Source organism: Priestia sp. BR_2 (assembly GCF_041954005.1).
Lineage (GTDB): Bacteria > Bacillota > Bacilli > Paenibacillales > Paenibacillaceae > Paenibacillus_AQ > Paenibacillus_AQ lautus_A.
The window spans coordinates 177,026-195,774 of the sequence record NZ_JAVFHM010000229.1 but is presented as its reverse complement, the minus strand read 5'-3'; the positions used below and the strand labels follow the sequence as shown (position 1 = coordinate 195,774).

Sequence of the window (18,749 nt, the reverse complement as noted above, 5' to 3'; positions counted from 1 at the left end):
CCTGCCTTTGGGGAGCCCAATCTTATGGCTGCATCGGGATGAGCCGTGCATCCGGCATGAGTTCCATCGTCTGCTCGGCGACATGTCGATGACACGTCATCATGACAACCTGCCGGTTACGGGACAGCTCCAGGATAGCCCCGAGCGCATGTCGCAGCCGATCACCGTCAAAATTAACGAACAGATCATCAAGCAGCAGCGGCAGGCCCGCCGCATGCGGCATCGATTGGATCAACCCGAGCCGCATGGCCAAATATAGCTGCTCCGCCGTTCCCCGGCTCAATCGGCTGCTCTCCACCAGCTCACCCGTCGGGCGCTCAGCCAGCAGGCTCTGGTCTCCCAAGCGCATCACAACCCTGCTATACGCACCGCCGGTCAGCATCGAGAAGAACCGGGAAGCCAGCTGCAGCACCTGCGGCTGCTTCTCTTCCTCGTACAAACGCCTCGTGCGTTTGATAAACTCGGAGGCCATCGAACGCACCGCATATTGGGACACGATTTCCCGCAGGGCGGATCGGTGCTCCTCCAGCTGCTGCAGGGCGGAATCCTGATTGCCCGCCGATTCCAGCGACTCCCTCTCCTGAAGCAGCCGCCCGCGCCGTTCCTGCAGCTCGTCCCTTAGGCTGTGCGCGGCCGATGCGGCCTCCTCCTTCTCGACGCACTGAGCTTCGAGCTCGGCAGCGTCGGTGAGCTCAAGCAGCTGCACCAGCCGCCTGCGGCCCGTTTCGTCCCATCCGCTGAACATGGTAATTTCATGATGGCGGATCGTGCGGACAAGCTCCTCCCTGCGCTTGGCGGCGGCTCCCATGCGAAGAAAGGTTTCCTCGTCCGCCGATCGGGAAGTGGCGAGTAATGCCGCTTTGCGCTGCTGCAGCCCTTCCCGCTCCTCTTCCATCGCAGCCGCCTCTTTGCGCAGCTCCTGGATGCGCTCGGATAGGACTTTACGCTGCCTTGAATCCTCTTGGTACGCCTTCCAACGGGAATGGATGCCGCTAAGCTCAGCAACGCCCGGATTTCGGTTGCCGTCAGGGTCGGCTTCGGGATCCGCCGCAATGATCTCATGGCATTGGACGATATAATCCTCGGCCCCTCTTAACAGGACATCCATCTTCAGACCAATCGATTTTTGCTGGCGGATCAGCTCCTGTCCCTGCTCAACCTTCACGAATACATCCAGCATCACGTCAGGCGACAGACTCTGCGGGAGTGACCGGGACATCAGCCAGGACTCCCACTGCCGTTCCAGCTCCAAATACCGCTTCTCTTCCTGCTTGATGGCGCTATGGATCGTTTTTAATTCAGCCGCCTGCAGGGCAGACTTCTCCTCAGCCGCCGCACAATCAGACGTCAATCGATCGAGCCGCTGCCGCCAGGCTTGCCAGCCCTCCATCACGGACCGAAGCTCGCGCATTCTCGCCTCCACCATGAGGGGGTCACGAGTCAAAACAGCGTTTCGATCCCTTCGGCTGCCCGGAATCGTGCTCCCTGTTGCCGCGGCATAGGGAGCTGAGACCAGACTGGAGTATAGATGGTCCACATGTTCCGTTCCCTGACCGTCCAGCATGGAAGTGCCTTCCGAAGCTTCTTCCTGAATCTCGCGCCCGCGTTGAGCGCTCCAGTATATATATCCCATACCAAGCAGCATCACGATGCCAGAGACCACGGCGGCTTCCGCGGCTCCCGTCCATAACAACACGGCTGCAAGCAGCAGCGTCATGACCGCCATGCCCGATAGCAGCCCCGCATACATCCGGGGGAGTCGTCCTCTCCCCGGCCGGCGTGTCGAAACAGGCACGGGCTCGGCACCGGACAGTCTGCGCTCGCGCCAACGCTCGATTTCCAGCTGCAGCTGATTCCACAGCGCAGCCGTCTCCTGCGGCGCAGCAGGCTTAATCATCGCAAAGGCCTCCTGGCCCCGCTCCGACTCCTCGCGCAGCTGGCGCCTTGCTTCCCGCAGCGTCGATTCGGCTGCAGCCGCCGAGCGCTGGGCCCCGCGCTGTTCAATGAACAGCGCCTCCATCCGGCGATCGTACCCGGCAAAGGCAGCACCGATCCGCCGTACCTCCTCGCGGTCTGAGGCGGACACCGGCAACGACAGCAGCTCTTGCCGGGTCCATGCCGGATCGATATCCCGGAGCAGCTGCTCCAGCCGGTTTTCCTGAGCTTTATATTCGGCCGTAAGCTCGGCAAGCTCGCGGTTCCCGGCTTCATGTAGACTTCGTTTTGCCCACAGCTCCTCAATCCGCTCGCCGTATTGTTCCAAGAAATCGTTCACGGGTAGAGCCCCCAGTTTATCCTCCGCATCCTCGATCGCCTGCTCTACGCGGATGGACTGGGCATGAAGGACCCGCTCTTCCTCCAGTATCTTCTCATAACGGGGCATTCCATCCGGGGGGAAATGGCTGCTGTCCATCAGATCCTTCAATTCAACCCCGGCCTCTTGCCATTCCAGCCAAGCCGGACGGATGTCCAGCGCTTTGCGAAGCAGCGATAAATCCTCGCCGGTCCTGGCACGTTCCTGCTCCAGCAAGTTTAAACGGCGCTCTATTTCCAGAATGGAGCTTACGACCTCGTTATAGCGGGATACGTAAGCCCGGCTGTCTGCAACCCGGGTTCTTAAATCCTCGATGGACTGCAGCAGCTTGGCTGTCTGCTGTACCTTCCCGCGAGGCTTATACAGCTTGTCCATTTCTTGGGACAGCTTGCGTTCGGCCTCCAGGATGTTGGCTCCGCCGCCGATCCCGGCATGGAACAGGTAGCCGCTCATCTCGGCGGAGTGCAGACCGCGGATTTCCTGCAGTTCGCTTAACGAGATGGCAAACAGCTGGCGAAACATGTCCCTGGACACGCCGCCCAAAGCGTATTGTTCCAGCTCCTGCTGCCCGAGCTCGATCACGACCCCATTATCCGCTTGTTTATGAATATGTACACGTTCGCCCTTGCCGGAGGCGGCATTCCCTTCCCTGGACCGGTTACAGCGCCGGACCACCCAAGGTATCCCCTCCTTATCAAGAAAACGCAGCTCGCCTCCGTGAACGCCTTCCCCGGAGGGCTCTCCGCGTTCCGCCGGCGAGCCCTTGCCCGGAAACCCGTAGAGCATGGCGCTGATAAAATGCAGGACCGTGCTCTTCCCCGCTTCATTCGGCCCATACAGCACGGTTACGGGGGCATCGATGGAAATGCTCATGTCCCGGACGGCTCCGAATCCTTGTATGTTCATCCGTTCCAGCCTCATCTTCCGGCACCTTCCTCCCGCGAACGGTCGCGCAGCAATAACCCTAAAGTCAGCTCCTCCGCCCTGCGAACCCAGTCCAGCATTTCCTCCGGGCTCGTCTCGTCAAGCAACGAGCGGATCTCCGCATGTTCCATAAGAGGCTCCAAACCCTTGGCAACAACCCCGTCCGGATCATGAATTCGTTCCTGCTCCTTCCGGACAAGGCGAAGCAAGTCCCCCGTGAAGCTGTCTTCCGCCAACAGCCTCTCCGTATCGATCGCATCCCCGGATTGAAGCGAGAAGCTCTCGATCCAGACGCAGCCCCGATAGCCGCATGTCTTGCCCTTTGCGGCCTCTCTTCTCCGCAGATCGGTCAGCAGCTCGTCCAGCACGTATCCGCCCTCTAGCTGACGGTGAACCGGACTTCGTCCCGTAACCCGAACGCGGATCATGCTTAGCCGATCCGCGTTGGCTCTGGCTGTATCGGTGAGGATGGACTCCAGGGAGCGTCGCCAGTCGTCGACGTCCCGGCAAGCATCGATAGGCGCTTCAACGACGTTCCATCGCATCGAATCGAGCTCATGGAAGCTGAGCTTCGTGTTAAAGCTGCCGTCCACATCGACGACGTAACAACCCTTCGGGCCCGTCTCCCGGACATGGCGTCCCTGGATATTGCCCGGGTACACGATATAAGGAGATTCCTGCAGGGTGCGGCGGGAGTGGATATGCCCGAGCGCCCAGTAGTGGAATCCGGCCTGAACCAGCTCCCTTTTCGTACAGGGAGCATAGGTTTCGTGCTGGGGATCTCCGTCCACGTTCGCATGGAGAAGCCCGATATGATAGAGCCCCGGTGATGGAGCGGGATAACGGATCGCAATATTATCCGTGACCTTCGATGTCGGATACGACATGCCGGCGATGACCGCCACTTCTTGTTGGTCCGAACGGCGAACAGCCGTTACGGCTGCAGGCTCCGCTCCAAACACACGGACATGGGAGGGAAGCGTCATGGACAGCTTCGTGCTATCGAGCGGATCATGATTGCCGTGGATCACATAAACCGCGATCCCTTCCCGCCCCAAGCGGTTGAGGGAATCCAGGAAGCGAAGCTGGGCCCGCAGCGAAATGTTGGAGCTGTCGTAGACGTCTCCGCTGATGACGATAAAATCAACCTGCTCCCCGATGGCGAGCTCCACAAGCCGCTCCAGCGCGCGGAAGGTCGATTCCTGAACGAAAGACCGCAGATCGTCATCGAGTCCGCTGATTCCGATAAACGGACTGTCCAGATGCAAATCCGCAGCGTGAATAAATCGAAAAGAAGCCATAACCGATCCCTAACTCTCTATCTGGGGTTGAAATTTCAAATACATTTTTTTCAGTTCGTTCACGGATCTGGACAAGGAGTATTGGTTCTTTGCCTTATCCGAAGCGGTCCGGGCCAGCTCGTAACGATAGAGCGGATCGCTGATGACCTTCTCGAGCGCCACGCTGAGCGCCATCGGATCTTCAGGCGGTACAAGCAAACCGTTGACCCCGTCCTCAATCTGCTCGGCGATGCCGCCGACGTCGGTCCCTACCAAGGCGAGACAGCTGAGCGCCGCTTCCGCGAACACCGATCCGAACGCCTCTGCTCTCGAAGGCAGGACAAAGATGTCAAAGAACGGCATGAACTCCTCCGGATGCAGCGTATAGCCGTAAAAAATCGTCTCCTGGTAGATGCCCAGCGTTTTGGCCATCTCCTCGAGCTCCTGGCGGGAAGGTCCGTCGCCGATAATATGAAGGACGTAATCATATCCCTTCCGTTTTAGTTCCGCGCAGGCCTGGAGCAGAATATCCAATCCTTTTGCAGGCACCAAACGGCATACCGTAATCAGCTGAGGCACCGCATTTTCATGGGGAACGGGCTTGAATCTCTTATCATCGAATCCGTTATGGATGACGCCGATCGATTCGGGCGTGTTCACGTAGGGAGACATATACGCCTTGAAGGAGTTCGACACGGTCAGCAGCCGGTCGCTGATATGCTCCAGCTCCTTGTACAAAGACACCAGGAACCGGTGTTCCAGCCCTCCCTCCTTGATTCTTCCGTTGAGGATCAGCTCGCGCTCGTAACTGGAGTGCACGGTTTGGATGAGCGGCACCTCGGGAAATACGGCTTTCATCGACATGCCTGCGATCGGATGATGACTATGGATAAGATCATAAGGCTTTTGAATGCGCAGACGGGTCCACCACAGATAATCCCGGTAGGTTTGAAGGTATTTGGCCACGATCGGGCTCCCTTCGAACTCTCTCCAATCAAACGTGTGGAATATCGGATCCTCCTGGCCTTTGTTGCGGATCCGCTTAGGCAGCCAGAACATTTCCATCTCCCAACGGGAGGAATGAAAGCGCTCCTGCAAATATGGAATCATGGACGAGACGCCGCCCGGCTGTTCAGGAGGGAAGAATAATGCCTGAAGAAGTTTCATGGGGATCCCCCTTTCTCTAAATCTCTTTTCAGATTCTTTTTCGATATGATATATTAGAACATATGTTTCATGCAAAGGAAACCTATCCCTATTCAGGAGTGAATCGATTTGTCCTATGAATTGAACTACTGGTCCACTTCTCCACTACCCACCATATTTGCCGTGTGCGGAGCTTATATCGCTCTCATGATGCTGATCATGTGTCTCTTTATGTACAGCAAGCAACGCAAGAATGCTTACATATATATGGCGGCAGCTTTCTTCTTCATTATGACATACGAGGGCCTGAACATCCATTCGGCTTGGACGGGAAAACCTGTTTTCTCACCGGAGTCGGACGTTCTGCGTTTCATCCAGCTTTTTTCGTTCGTTCTGCTGAACATCTCGGTTGTCATGCTGTACCGCAAAATCAAAACCATGCATTATTGGCTTCCCTTGTTGTCGGCCGCACTGCTTATGCTTCCATTCATGCTTCCCTTATTCCTTCCATACGCCCTTGACCCGATATGGCAAAGCATATATTTTGACGTGCTGCAGCTCGCTGCGCTCTACCTGGCCTACACGCAAGTAACCCCGCGGATCGGACAGCCGATCAAATACGCGCTCGGGCTTGCCGTTTACGTCATCTGGACGATTCTGCAAGCGGTACATGCCTATTCCGGCAGCCTGTCGCCTGCGCTTCAGGGACTGGCGCTCGCGCTGCCTGTGCTCTTTTACAGCATCGTGTTCTTCATTCTGTTCAGGCGCATCGTGGAGCTGATGCAGTCCATTTACCGGTCCGCCATTACGGACGGATTAACCGGGCTTTACAACCGCAGGCACTTTATGAAGCATTTGGACCATTACGCGGCGCAGGAGCTGAAGATATCCGCCATCTTCTGCGACATCGACAATTTCAAGAAGCTGAATGATACCCAGGGACACGCCAGAGCCGATGAAGTGCTGAAGCAGGTCGCCGCCATCATGGAGGAAGAGCTTGAAGGCATCGGGATTACGGGCCGGTATGGCGGCGAGGAATTGGTCGCCTTGGTCGTTGACCGCAAAGCCAAACCCGCGCAGGTCGCCGAGAAGATCCGAGCCCGAGTGGCGAGCGAGAGCATCGTAACCATCAGTATCGGATACAGCGTGCTGCGCAAAGGCGTTCGCGGCGATGAGCTGATGAAACAGGCGGACAAAGCCATGTATCATTCCAAGACGACCGGCAAAAACAAGGTGTCGGATTACCGGTCCCTCAAAACCGCATCCACCGAACCAACGGAATCCGCCGGATAACACTGGCGCAGACTGCCCACGATATGAAGGGGGCGGTCTTTTTTTGCTTGACATTTCTTTACTCCCCCTGCGGCAACGTGATAAACTAATGACCGATTCCTTAGAGACAAAAGAAGAAATGGGCTCTGAACAGGGATTAACTGCATTAACGCAGCAACATGAACCTTATTCTAAAGAAGGAGCTATTAACGAATGGGAAAGGAACTATTGCCTGTCGGTTTCGTCACCAGCATGAACGAAATCCTTGGGGATGCCTCATGTGACTTTTGGGACAGCTACGATGCGCCCCGCACCCATGGGCTGCGTCTTAACCGGCTGAAAGCGGTTCATGCCGCAGACAGCGTCAAGAAACTCATCCGGGACTTCCAACTGACGCCGGTGTCCTGGTGTGATACCGGATACTATTATGATGAAAGCGTTCGTCCAGGAAAGCACCCTTATCATGCCGCCGGACTATATTATATTCAGGAGCCCTCGGCAATGTCCGCGGTGGAACTGCTGAATCCTCAGCCCGGGGAGACCATCCTGGATCTTGCGGCCGCTCCCGGCGGCAAGACAAGCCATATCGCCTCGAAAATGATGGGCCGGGGACTGCTCGTCTCCAACGAGATCCACCCCGAACGGGCGCGCATTCTGGCCGAGAACGTGGAACGTATGGGAATAACGAATACCGTCGTTACGAGTGCGGCACCGGATCAGCTATCCCGCCGTTTCGTTGCCTGCTTTGACCGGATCATGCTAGATGCGCCATGCTCCGGTGAAGGCATGTTTCGAAAGGATGCCGCTGCAATTGCAGAATGGTCGCCTGAACACGTGGATCTGTGCGTTGCGCGGCAGTGGGACATTGTCCAGGAGGCTTACCGGATGCTCAAGCCAGGCGGAACGTTGGCGTATTCCACCTGTACGTTCAACACGGCGGAAAATGAGGAGATGATCGAGCGCATTCTCTCGCAGTATCCCGATTTGGAACTGCAGCAAATGAAGCGCTTATGGCCACATTTGGAGCGGGGCGAGGGGCATTTTGTTGCCATCTTGGTCAAAACGCCGGCTGCCGAGGCTTACAGCGACGATCAAGAGACCTTTACCAACAGCGGTAAGGCTCAGGCCAAATCAAACCGGGGCGGCAAACAGGCTCCTGCGCTTTCCGCCCTGGCCGACTTTCAAGACTGGGCGAAGCAGGACCTCCCCGGCTTTGAGCTTGGCGGCGGCACGCCGATATTGTTCGGCGAAGAATTATATTGGCTGCCGGTCAGCGAGAGCGTCCCTTGGCACGATAAGCAGCTGAAGGGGCTGAAGATGCCGCGCGCCGGCCTTCATCTGGCCCACCTGAAGAAGAATCGGATCGAGCCGGCTCACGCCCTCGCCATGTCCTTGAACTCAGGCCAAGCCGCCAGAAGCTGGGATCTGCCTTCAGATTCTGGCGAAACGGCTGCTTATTTGCGGGGAGAGGTGATCTCCATTCCTTCCGAATATCGGGGCTGGACTTTGGTGACTACGGACGGACTCCCCCTCGGCTGGGGCAAAGCCAGCGGCGGCCAGCTCAAGAATCACCTGCCCAAGGGCCTGCGCAATCCCAAGTAGCGCCCCTTTCTAATCCCCCAATAAGTGGCGAACAGAGAAAGACTGTCGTTACAGCGGATACGATTTTAAATAACATTCAGTTTTAAATAACATTCAGCATACGAAAAGGCCAATGGGATCAAATTAGCAGACGATTGCGTGCTTGCTGATTCATTTCGTAAAAAGGGACTGTACTCTTCTGCACCAGCATGCAGGAGTACAGCCCCTTTTTCACTTGAAATGCTTTTACGGCTATCCGGCCATCGCCGAAAACTAAGCGTATGTCCACTAAATCCAAGGGGATCTCGTCTATGGCATCCGGATGTTTAGCACGGTTATTTCTCGGCTGGAGTCGCCTGTTCCTTGGCCGGTATTGTAGCGGGTTTGCGAATCGTGGACGCCGCATCGGCATCCCGTATCCATAACGCCGCGCCTGCACCGATGAGCAGGAAGCCAGCGGCCCCAAGCAATGCTGCTCGATATGCCGTCAGATTCGGCCCCAACTCCCCCGCCGCGTTTACGGTCTCCGTTCCAACGGCAGCCAAGATGCCTGATAGAACAGCCAGCCCGATGGCGGGACCAAGCCTGTTCTGCACCGTGAACCAGGTGGAAGCGCGCCCCATCGAAGCAGGCGGGATGGTGGCGAAGGCAGCGATCTGAACGGATCCCACGGTTTGACCAAGGAAAATGCCGACGCCAAATAGCAGGGCCCGTATAAACCACGGATTCGTCCCGGCGTCCACCATGCTGAGCATAATAAAAATCAGCGCGGTAACCGCAAATCCCATGATGATCACTCGCCTAGGGCCCATCCTTGGATACGTCCAGGGTACGAGCTGCGAGGCAACCATCAGCCCGATGGCTTCGGGAAACGTCGTCAGCCCCGTATCCAAGGCGGAGACGTGCAGGGCGTTCTGATACATCAAGGGAAATACGTAGAGCATGCCCAGCAGACCTGCAGATGCACACATTGCGATGATACCTGACGTTCGGAACAAGCGATTGCCCAGCAGCCGCAAATCCAGCAGCGGTTTCGCAGCCCTTAGCTCCACCTTCACCAGAGCAGATAACAGCAGGATGCCAGCCAGGCCGGCGCCCCATACCCGCGGGGCGTCCCACCCGTGCAGCGGTCCCTGGCTCAAGGCGAACATCAGCAGGGCAAGCCCCGGCGCGGACAGCAGCAGGCCCGGCACGTCCAGCTTGCCGGCATCCGGCTCCCGATGCTCCTTCAGCCAGAATAAACCGAACACGAGAGCGGGAATGCCGATCGGCAAGCTCACGAAGAAGATCCACCGCCACGTCAAATATTCAAGAAGCAGCCCGCTCACAACCGGGCCGATTGCAGGCGCAATCGCGATAGGCAGGATGAGCGCCCGGGAGATTTTCGCGCGCTCCTGCGGCGGGAACATGCGGAACAGCATCGCCATGCCGACAGGGGTCAGCAAGCCGCCGCCGATGCCTTGGATCACGCGAAAAAGCGTCAACGCAGCCAAGCTGTCTGCAGAGCTGCACAATACGGATGCTCCGGTAAAAAGGCCCAGTGCCAGGAGAAACGTACGCTTCGTTCCCCATGTATCGCCAAGCCAGCCCGCCATCGGCAGAACGATGGCCAAGCTGACCAAATAACCGACATTCAGCACGCCTGAAGCCGCAGGGGGCACTTCAAGCTCCCTGCTGATCGTCTGAAGCGCCACGTTCAGCACGGTGGCGTCCATGGCAACCACAAACATCGCGGCCACATAGACGATGCATACTACTTTTTTTGGATTCAGCCCATGGCTCATGGTCCGGGTTCCGGAATTGCTCCCGCATCGGCATACAAGCTCCGCGGCCGTAAATCGACCCAGTTCTCGTTGATATAGGCGACGCATTCCTCCCGCGTGCTAAGTCCCAGAACCTGGTTCCAGCCGGCCGGAATAGCCGCGAACGCCGGCCAGAGCGAATATTGGCCCTCGTGGTTCATCAGTACAAGAAACTTGCCGCCGGCTTGCTCAAAAGGATTGGTCATAGATCAGTTCCCTCCTGTCCCTCGTTGTCTCTGTTTTAGATGCCATTTCTTCAAGCTTGTTTAGAATCGTCTTGCCGATCTCATCCAGAGGTCCCGGCTGGCATAAATCCTGATGACGGCATTCGATATCGTGCCGCTCGATTTTGCCGCCTACGTAAGGCTCCCACATCTCCGGGTCGATGGGGTCAAACCAATCCGGGATGATCGTGGAGTGAAAGAATAACATATCTCCCTCAAACCGCTTCGGAATGTAAGCTTTTAGCAGTTGAACCGAATTTTCATAGGTCGTCTTCAGATTCATGATCGTTTCTTCCTCAAGGGACGAGAGCGCGCTGCTCTCTTTTCGCAGCAGTTCAAGGGCAGCCGTTATGGTTAACGGCGCGTCTCCAAGCCCCGCTTCAATGCTCTCCCTGTCGAAGCCTCCAAGCGCCAGCAGCGCGGTCAAAGCCTCGTCTTCGTCGGGTTTTTCCTTGATCGGCAAATAATGGCTCGGATAAGCATCCAGTATGGCGAGCAATTCAATGTCTTCACCCGCTTCCTGCAGCTGTACCGCAATCGACTGAGCGACATTGCCGCCCAAAGACCAGCCGAGCAGCCGATATGGACCCGCTGGCTGCATGGAGCGGATATGGCCGATGTAGTCTGCCGTCATCTCTTCCAGCGATCCCGGCAGCTCCTCCGCTTGGGCAATGCCCCTTGCCTGCAAGCCGTAAATCGGATAATTCATGCCGAGATGCTTCATCAAACCGGCGTAGCACCAGCTTAATCCTCCTGCCGGATGCACGCAGAACAGCGGGGTTTGATCTCCATGCGACCGAAGCGGAAGCACGACCTGCAGCGCGCTGTTCCCGCCGCCCATCTCAAGCTTGTCGACTAGCCCCGCTACCGTCGGTGCTTCGAATAATGCTGCAATGCTCAATTCTTTGCCGAGCGCTTCGCGAACCCGGCTGATGAGCCGGACCGCCAATAAAGAGTGACCGCCGAGCTCGAAAAAGCTGTCATCGATGCCGACCCGCTTGGCGCCGAGGATTTCGGCAAACAGCTCGCATAACACTTCCTCCTGCGGAGTTCGCGGATTGCGCCCATCCGCATCCGGCGGCATCTCGGGGGCGGGCAGCGCTTTGCGATCCAGCTTTCCGTTAGGCGTAAGCGGCAGCTTGTCCATCATGACGAAGGCCCATGGAACCATATAATCAGGAAGCAGCGAAGCGGCATAGCGGCGCAGCTCCGTACCCGAAGGCGATTCACCTGTATTGCCGACGACATAAGCCGCAAGCCGCTGGTCACCGGGCTGATCCTCACGCACGATGACAGCCGCCTGCGAGAGTGCCTCATGACGCACGAGGACCGATTCGATTTCGCCAAGCTCGATCCGGAAGCCGCGTATTTTCACCTGATGGTCGGACCGTCCCAAATAATCCAGCGTGCCGTCGGCAAAACGTCTCGCCAAATCGCCGGTTCGGTACATTCTTGTCCCCGGCGGGCCGTATGGGTCCGCCACGAACCGGTCGGCGGTAAGGTCGGGACGTCCCCAGTACCCGCGCGCCAATCCTGCGCCGGCGACATACATTTCCCCGATGACGCCATACGGAACGGGCTGAAGCCTGTCATCGAGCACGTACACCCGCAGATCCGGGATCGCTTCGCCGATCAGGCTGCCGGCTCCCGGGAGCGCCAGGTTTCGGTTCAGCTCCATGTAGCTGACATGCACGGTTGTTTCCGTTATGCCGTACATGTTGATCAGACGCGGGGCATCGTCGGCATGGCGCCGATACCAATCCGTAAGCCGGCCAAGCTCCAAGGCTTCGCCTCCGAACACAACGTACCTTAGCGACAACTGCCGACCCGTCTCCGGCTGCTCCCGATCCGCCTGAATCAAAGGATAGAACGCCGACGGCGTCTGATTCAGCACGGTCACGCCTTCCCGGACCAGCAAGCCTATCATCTCTTCAGGCGAACGGCTGACCGTATGCGGAACCACGACCAGCCGGCCGCCGTACAAGAGCGGCCCCCATATTTCCCACACCGAGAAATCGAAGGCATACGAATGGAACAAGGTCCATACATCGGTTTCATTAAACTGGAACCAATGCCGGGTGGAATCGAATAGCCGGACGACATTCTGATGCGGCACCAGCACGCCCTTCGGTTTGCCTGTGGAACCGGAGGTATAAATGATATAAGCGGCATTCTGCGGCATAAGCCGTCCAAGACGCTCACGGTCGCTTGGATTCTCCTTGGAATAACCCTGCCATTGCATAGCCTCTTCAGGTCCATCGATGACAACGCGCAGCCATCGTCCGAAACTCGGCAGCTGATCCATCACGTGAACGCTCGTCATGATGCATACCGGACAAGCATTCTCCAACATGTAAGCCAATCGATACTCCGGATACTCCGGATCCAGAGGCAGGTAAGCGGCCCCCGCTTTAAGCACGGCCAGAATGCAGACGACCATATCCACCGAACGCGGCAGCGCGAGAGCTACGATCTGCTCCGTACCGACGCCGGAGGCAATCAAGAAATGGGCAAGCCGGTTGGCTCGCTCGTTCAGCTCCTCATAACTCATAGACTGGCCGTCATGGACAATCGCGACCGATTGAGGCGAGCGGCTGACCTGCGCTTCAAACCGCTCGGACAAAGTTGCCTGCTCGGTGACTGGCAGCGGCGCACTCCATTGTCGACGAATCTCCTCCTGTTCATCAACGGTTAGAATATCCAGTTTGCTGATGGTTTTACTTGGTTCAACGACAGCACTTTCCAATACGCGCACGTATCGTTCCGCCATCGCTTCCGCCGTCCCGCGCTCAAACAAATCCGAGCTGAATTCAATGAAGCCGTCCACTCCGTCCGGCTCGCCGGTTTGATCCCGCCGCTCGGTCAGTTCGAAGGTTAAGTCGAACTTCGAAGTGCCAACGTTTTGCAGCTGCAGCTTCGAGCTGATTCCCGGAAGCTCAAGCGAAGTTTCCGGCGTGTTCTGCAGCACCAGCATCACTTGGAAGAGTGGATGTCTCGCCCGGGAACGCGGAGGATTAAGCGTCTCGACAAGCCGCTCGAACGGCACGTCCTGATGCTCGAAGGCTGCCAAGCTCTTTTCCCGCACCCGTCGCAGCAGCTCATCGAACGTCGGGTCGTTCGACGTATCCACGCGAAACACAAGGGTATTGATGAAGAAACCGATTAAATGATCCAGATTGTCGTCATTCCGACCCGATACGGGGCTACCGATCGGAATGTCCGTACCTGCACCCAGCTTCGTAAACAGCGCAGCCATCGCGGACTGAAATACCATGAATAAAGTCGCCCTGTTGCTCTGCGCGAGCCCATTCAATTGCTGATGCAGCTCACGGGATATCGAAAACGGCACGCTGCCGCCCTGATAACTGGCCACGGCGGGCCGTGGAAAGTCGGTAGGCAGCTCCAATTGCTCCGGCAAGCCGGAAAGCGCTTCGGTCCAATATTCCAGCTGGCGGTCAATCAGGCTGTTCTCGTCGCCCGAGCGGCCAAACAGCTTCTGCTGCCACATGGCATAATCCGCATATTGTACCGGTAACGGAGTCCATGTCGGCTCGCTCCCCAGGCACCTTGCCGCGTAGGCATCCGCTAGATCCCGCGTCAACGGGGTAAGCGACCAGCCGTCTCCGGCGATATGATGCAGCAGCAACAGCAGGACAAACTCTCGATCGCCCAGCTTGAACAGCTCTGCCCGAAGGGAAGTTTCGGCTGCAAGCTCGAAACGGTACCTGACGGCATCGGCCAATCGATCCGCAAGCTCCGCTTCGCGGATCTCGGTTACCATTAGCTCCGGCCGGGCCCTCTCGGCATCCAAAATGCGCTGATACGAAGCCCCGTCGTGTTCAGGATACACCGTGCGCAGCGACTCATGCCGAGCCACTACATCCCTCAGTGCCATACGCAGCGATGCCAGATCGAGGTCACCCGACAAGCGGGCCACAAGAGGAATATTATAGGTTGGGCTCGGACCCTCCAACCGATATAAAAACCATAACCGCTGCTGCGCAAACGACAACGGCAAGCGCTCGCATCTTGCCGCGGGACGCACGGCCTGCCTGGCTGCTTGCGCATGATCGAGCCGCTTGACGAGACTCGCGGCCGTTGACGCTTCGAACAGGCTGCCAATGCTTAGCTCTGCGCCGAATGCTTCCCGGATACGCACCATGACCCGGCCGGCTAACAGGGAATGACCGCCAAGCTCGAAGAAATCATCGTCGATGGTAACCCTTGGCAAGCCCAGCACCTCGCCAAAAATCGTGCAAAGCATCTCCTCTTGCGGCGTTCGCGGCATACGCCCGGCCGCCAGCCGGACATCAGGCACGGGAAGCGCTTTGCGATCCACCTTCTTGTTCGGCGTGAGCGGCAGCGCTTCAATGGCTGCGATGACAGACGGCACCATATACTCCGCCAGTTTCTCTGCGGCATAACTCCGTAAATCTGCCGAATCGATGGGATGTGGCCAGTCTGACGACGGAACGATATAAGACACAAGCCGGCGATCTCCGACCCGATCCTCGCGAACCATGACAAAGGCCTGCTCCACTGCCGGATGAGCCGCAAGCACGGACTCGATCTCGCCGGTCTCGATCCGGAAGCCGCGCAGCTTGATCTGATGGTCGGCGCGTCCCAAATAATCGATCCAGCCGTTCTCCTGCCAGCGGGCAAGGTCGCCAGTTCGATACATCCGGGAGCCCGGGGGGCCGTAAGGATCCGCGACAAACCGATCCGCCGTCAAGTCGGGTCTTCCCAAGTACCCCCGGCCAAGCCCCAAGCCCGCAATGTACAGCTCGCCCGTTACGCCTGGCGGAACCGGTGAGAGCGAAGAATCGAGCACATACAGTCTCGTATTCCACAGCGGTCCTCCGATGGATGGCTTTTCTGGTGCTTGATCGAGTTTTGCCGCCGTCGAATAAATCGTTGTCTCCGTCGGACCATATTGATTGTTCACTTCGCAGTTCAGGTCCTGAAGCGCAAACTTAAGACCGACCGGCAGCGCCTCGCCCCCGGTAATGACTTTGAGCCGCTCAAATTTCCCTGGGCGGCAAGCGACAATCGACTGCCATAACGTCGGGGTCGCCTGCATGATGGTGGTTCTCGTCTCCCGAATTCGTCGTATGAGCGCCGCTGCGTCGAGAATGGTATCCCGCATCACGATGTCGAGCGTCGAACCGCATGCCAGGGGCAGCAGCATCTCCATGACCGAGATATCGAATGACATCGTGGTGACCGACAGCCAGCGGTCCCGCTCCCCGATGCCTAAACGCTCGCGCATATCCGACAGCAGATTGGCCAGGCCTTCGAACGTGAGCATGACCCCCTTGGGTCGGCCGGTTGATCCGGAAGTATAAATAACGTAGGACGGGTGAAGCGGCAGCAGCGGACGTACGCGATCAGCATCGACAGGATTATGAAAGGCCTGCTGCTCCAATCGCTGAAGGGTAGCCGCGGCATCCAACAAGATTACGTCCTTATCTTCCATGACAGCCGCGAAATGTTCAGACAGCTGCCGGGTCGTTATCAAGCATGCCGGGTTGGCATCGGCAAGCATATAAGCGATCCGATCATCCGGATAGTCCGGATCCAATGGCAAGTATGCCGCCCCGGCCTTATGAACGGCGAGGATGGCAACAAGCATATCCACCGACCGTGGCAGCGACAGGGCAACGATTCGCTCAGGCCCTATTTCCCGGGCAATCAGTAAGCGGGCCAGGCGATTCGCCTGTCTGTTCAGGTCCTCGTAACGAACGGATAGCCCTTCGCATATGACGGCTTCCGCCTGCGGCGTACGCGCAGCCTGCTCCTCGAATAATTGCGGCACGCTGATCTGCGGCAAGGCGCGGGTCGTATCGTTCCACTGAACGAGCACCTTCTCGCGTTCATCCGGCAAAATATAGTCCAAGCCCCCGACGGGATCATTCGGCTCCGCTTCGGCAAGGCTGTCCAGCAGATACAAATAGCGTTGTAAATGGGACTCTAACTCATCTGCGCCGTAAATCTGCGGATTGGCATCCATGTCGATTCTCAGCCCGTGCCCGCCCAATCCGCCGTACACGTTCATCGTCAAATCATCCACGGGACCGGACGCAAGATTGCGGACGCTGCCTCGGAAACCGCCAACGTTCAATTCTTCCGCAAAAGGCATCACATTCACGAGCGGTCCGAATAACCTGCGGTTGTCCGCAAGCAGCTTGAGATCACGCCGGATGTCTTGATGCCTGTAGCGCTGATGCCGCTTGATTTCGCGATTCTCCCGTGCGACCTGCCGCAGCAGATCGATCAGGGTCATATCGGGCCTGACGCGCACCCGGAGCGGGAGCAAATTCATGACCATGCCCGGAATGCGGATGGATGACGAGCCTAAGCGGCACATCACCGGCAATCCAAGCACAACCTCCTCGGCGCCTGTTATACGATGGACATATAGAGCCGCAGCAGCCGCAATCGCATCCGGCCAGCTTGTCCCTGCAGCTTGCGCTGCTGCCTGCAAACGTTGCATTGAAGAGGCCGGAAGCTGCGCCGAACGGCGCAGAAAGCTCCGCGCCGAACGCTGTGCCTGTCCCCCTAAGCTGACCGCCTCTGGCTCATCGGCAAAGCGCTGCAGCCAGAATTGGCGATCCGAGTCGAGCTGTTGCGACATGCGGTATGACGCATCTTCTTCCAGGATCGTCCGGAACCTGCCGAACGGGCCTATGCCGGATGTGTCCCCGCTCGTTAAGTCCGTGTAGACCTCGGAAACTTTTTGCAGCAGAAGCGATACGCCGAACCCGTCGATCGCGATATGATGGATGCGTTGGTACCAATAGTAGCGATCGGCGGCGAGCTTGAACAGCGCCTCCGTAAACAGCGGTCCTTGGCTTAGATCGATAGCTTGGGCAAGGTCATGCTCCATCCAGCTTTGGGCAGCAAGATGAGGATCCACCTTCCCGCTGACATCCATCACGTGCAGAGGCCAGTCAGGAGACGTATCGATCGACTGCCAAGGACCGTCCGCATCTTCGCTGAAGCGGGCAAACAGGGCATCGGCCTCCCCCACCACCTGACGCAAGGCCTTCTCGAAGAGAACCGGATCTACAGGTCCTCGAATCTCAATGCATTCCGCCGTGTTGAATATCGGATTGTCGGGGTCCAGCTGCTGGGCATACCATATCCCCAGCTGCGCACCGGACAGGGACCAGCGCTCCCTCTTTTGCTCAATCATATGAATTCCCTCCTTTTACACCGTATAGTAATCATAATTGGGCGGTGACACGCGCACGTTCTGCTTGTCCGACAGCAATCCCCACCAGCCCGCCAGTGTCGGTTGCTCGGCCAACTCCACAAAGCTGATATCCAAGCCCTCGCGCCGGAAGCGCTCGGCCAAACTCATGATGCGAATGGAATCCAGTCCCCAGTATTCAATCAAATGGTCATCCTCGCCGATGCTCGACGGCCGTTCCTGCAGCAATTCCGCTACGTTCTCTCGCAGCGTCTGCAGCGTGAGCGGCGATAGCTCCTCCACAGCATCTGCGGGTCTTCCCTCTCCGGTTCGAGCTTCGGAACGACCCGAGACGGGGTGACGCGCTGAAGTCAGCGAAGCGATCAGTCGTTCCGTGGTCAGCGTAACGGCGCAGCGTTCCGCTGCATAAACAAGTGCCAGACGGTGCTTCTCTAACGAGAAATCCGCAAGGGCATCCGCAATGAAGAACGGCTGTATGTCTTTCATGAAAGCTTCGCCGGCGGTCAACAGACAGCCGATGTGAGCATAGATCCCGCAGATCATCAGCTGGTCGCGGCCGAACCCGCGCATGATTTCATGCAGATCGGTCTTCTGGAAGGCGCTGTACCTCCATTTGGTCAACAGCATATCCCGTTCCGACGGCGCCACCGCATCCACGAACTTTTTCTGGTAGGGACCGTCGTTGATGCCGGATCCCCAGAAATCCTGCAGCAGGCCGCGCTGCTCCGGTGCCTGGCCCCCGGGCTGGGCCGAATAGATCACGGGAATGCCAAGCTCCGCGCAGCAGGAACGCAGCTTCTGAATATGGGCGATCAGTTCCACGACCGGCGATTGATCAGGCGTGAACGCGTCGATGAAATATTGCTGCATATCGTGGATGAGCAGCACGGCACGGTTCGAATCCGCCGTCCATGCTACCTTGTTCTTGGGCAGGTCGGTCTCCCCTGGCATGGGATAAGGTAAAATCTTAGGAAGTGCCATCCATATCTCCTC

Annotated in this window: 9 protein-coding genes; 2 read left to right on the top strand and 7 right to left on the bottom strand. The window is 57.6% G+C overall.

Annotated elements, in window-relative coordinates; translation table 11 throughout:
- Positions 1 to 22 precede the first annotated feature (22 nt).
- The 3 genes from RB298_RS18915 to RB298_RS18905 are packed head-to-tail and all read right to left on the bottom strand — an operon-like array spanning position 23 to position 5,685.
- Entirely contained in the window at positions 23 to 3,220 is a 3,198-nt protein-coding gene (locus RB298_RS18915) for an AAA family ATPase (protein WP_486047986.1), read from the bottom strand.
- Positions 3,221 to 3,231: 11 nt separating this feature from the next.
- Positions 3,232 to 4,539, bottom strand: a complete 1,308-nt coding sequence (locus RB298_RS18910; protein WP_096776030.1) for a metallophosphoesterase family protein — start codon at positions 4,537 to 4,539, stop codon at positions 3,232 to 3,234.
- A gap of 9 nt (positions 4,540 to 4,548) precedes the next feature.
- Positions 4,549 to 5,685, bottom strand: coding sequence for a glycosyltransferase family 4 protein (locus tag RB298_RS18905; protein WP_015736665.1), 1,137 nt, complete (start codon positions 5,683 to 5,685; stop codon positions 4,549 to 4,551).
- 108 nt (positions 5,686 to 5,793) lie between these two features.
- On the opposite strand from RB298_RS18905, the gene RB298_RS18900 reads away from it, so the two are divergent.
- The gene (locus RB298_RS18900) at positions 5,794 to 6,957 is read left to right on the top strand and encodes a GGDEF domain-containing protein (protein ID WP_375120466.1); all 1,164 of its coding nucleotides are present in this window, start codon (positions 5,794 to 5,796) and stop codon (positions 6,955 to 6,957) included.
- A gap of 192 nt (positions 6,958 to 7,149) precedes the next feature.
- Positions 7,150 to 8,538: an RsmF rRNA methyltransferase first C-terminal domain-containing protein gene (locus tag RB298_RS18895; protein WP_375120467.1), complete on the top strand. Its 1,389-nt coding sequence runs from the start codon at positions 7,150 to 7,152 to the stop codon at positions 8,536 to 8,538.
- Between the two features lie 314 nt (positions 8,539 to 8,852).
- Here the strand turns inward: RB298_RS18895 and RB298_RS18890 are convergent, their stop codons facing one another.
- From RB298_RS18890 to RB298_RS18875, 4 genes are read right to left on the bottom strand one after another with little or no spacing between them, the layout of a single operon-like run.
- Entirely contained in the window at positions 8,853 to 10,301 is a 1,449-nt protein-coding gene (locus tag RB298_RS18890) for an MDR family MFS transporter (protein ID WP_277746600.1), read from the bottom strand.
- Positions 10,298 to 10,525: an MbtH family protein gene (locus tag RB298_RS18885; RefSeq protein WP_096776034.1), complete on the bottom strand. Its 228-nt coding sequence runs from the start codon at positions 10,523 to 10,525 to the stop codon at positions 10,298 to 10,300. Before RB298_RS18885 ends, RB298_RS18890 begins: the two co-directional genes overlap by 4 nt.
- A complete protein-coding gene (locus RB298_RS18880) occupies positions 10,509 to 17,738 on the bottom strand; it encodes an amino acid adenylation domain-containing protein (RefSeq protein ID WP_486047982.1) in 7,230 nt (2,409 codons plus the stop codon). The genes RB298_RS18885 and RB298_RS18880 overlap by 17 nt, the downstream gene beginning before the upstream one ends.
- A gap of 15 nt (positions 17,739 to 17,753) precedes the next feature.
- Positions 17,754 to 18,737: an isochorismatase family protein gene (locus tag RB298_RS18875; RefSeq protein WP_486047980.1), complete on the bottom strand. Its 984-nt coding sequence runs from the start codon at positions 18,735 to 18,737 to the stop codon at positions 17,754 to 17,756.
- Positions 18,738 to 18,749: the final 12 nt, after the last annotated feature.

Bases quoted from the DNA above. Each gene is read 5' to 3' on its own strand.
- RB298_RS18915 (WP_486047986.1), bottom strand. From the start codon at position 3,220: ATGAACATACAAGGATTCGGAGCCGTCCGGGACATGAGCATTTCCATC.
- RB298_RS18910 (WP_096776030.1), bottom strand. From the start codon at position 4,539: ATGGCTTCTTTTCGATTTATTCACGCTGCGGATTTGCATCTGGACAGT.
- RB298_RS18905 (WP_015736665.1), bottom strand. From the start codon at position 5,685: ATGAAACTTCTTCAGGCATTATTCTTCCCTCCTGAACAGCCGGGCGGC.
- RB298_RS18895 (WP_375120467.1), top strand. From the start codon at position 7,150: ATGGGAAAGGAACTATTGCCTGTCGGTTTCGTCACCAGCATGAACGAA.
- RB298_RS18890 (WP_277746600.1), bottom strand. From the start codon at position 10,301: ATGAGCCATGGGCTGAATCCAAAAAAAGTAGTATGCATCGTCTATGTG.
- RB298_RS18885 (WP_096776034.1), bottom strand. From the start codon at position 10,525: ATGACCAATCCTTTTGAGCAAGCCGGCGGCAAGTTTCTTGTACTGATG.
- RB298_RS18880 (WP_486047982.1), bottom strand. From the start codon at position 17,738: ATGATTGAGCAAAAGAGGGAGCGCTGGTCCCTGTCCGGTGCGCAGCTG.
- RB298_RS18875 (WP_486047980.1), bottom strand. From the start codon at position 18,737: ATGGCACTTCCTAAGATTTTACCTTATCCCATGCCAGGGGAGACCGAC.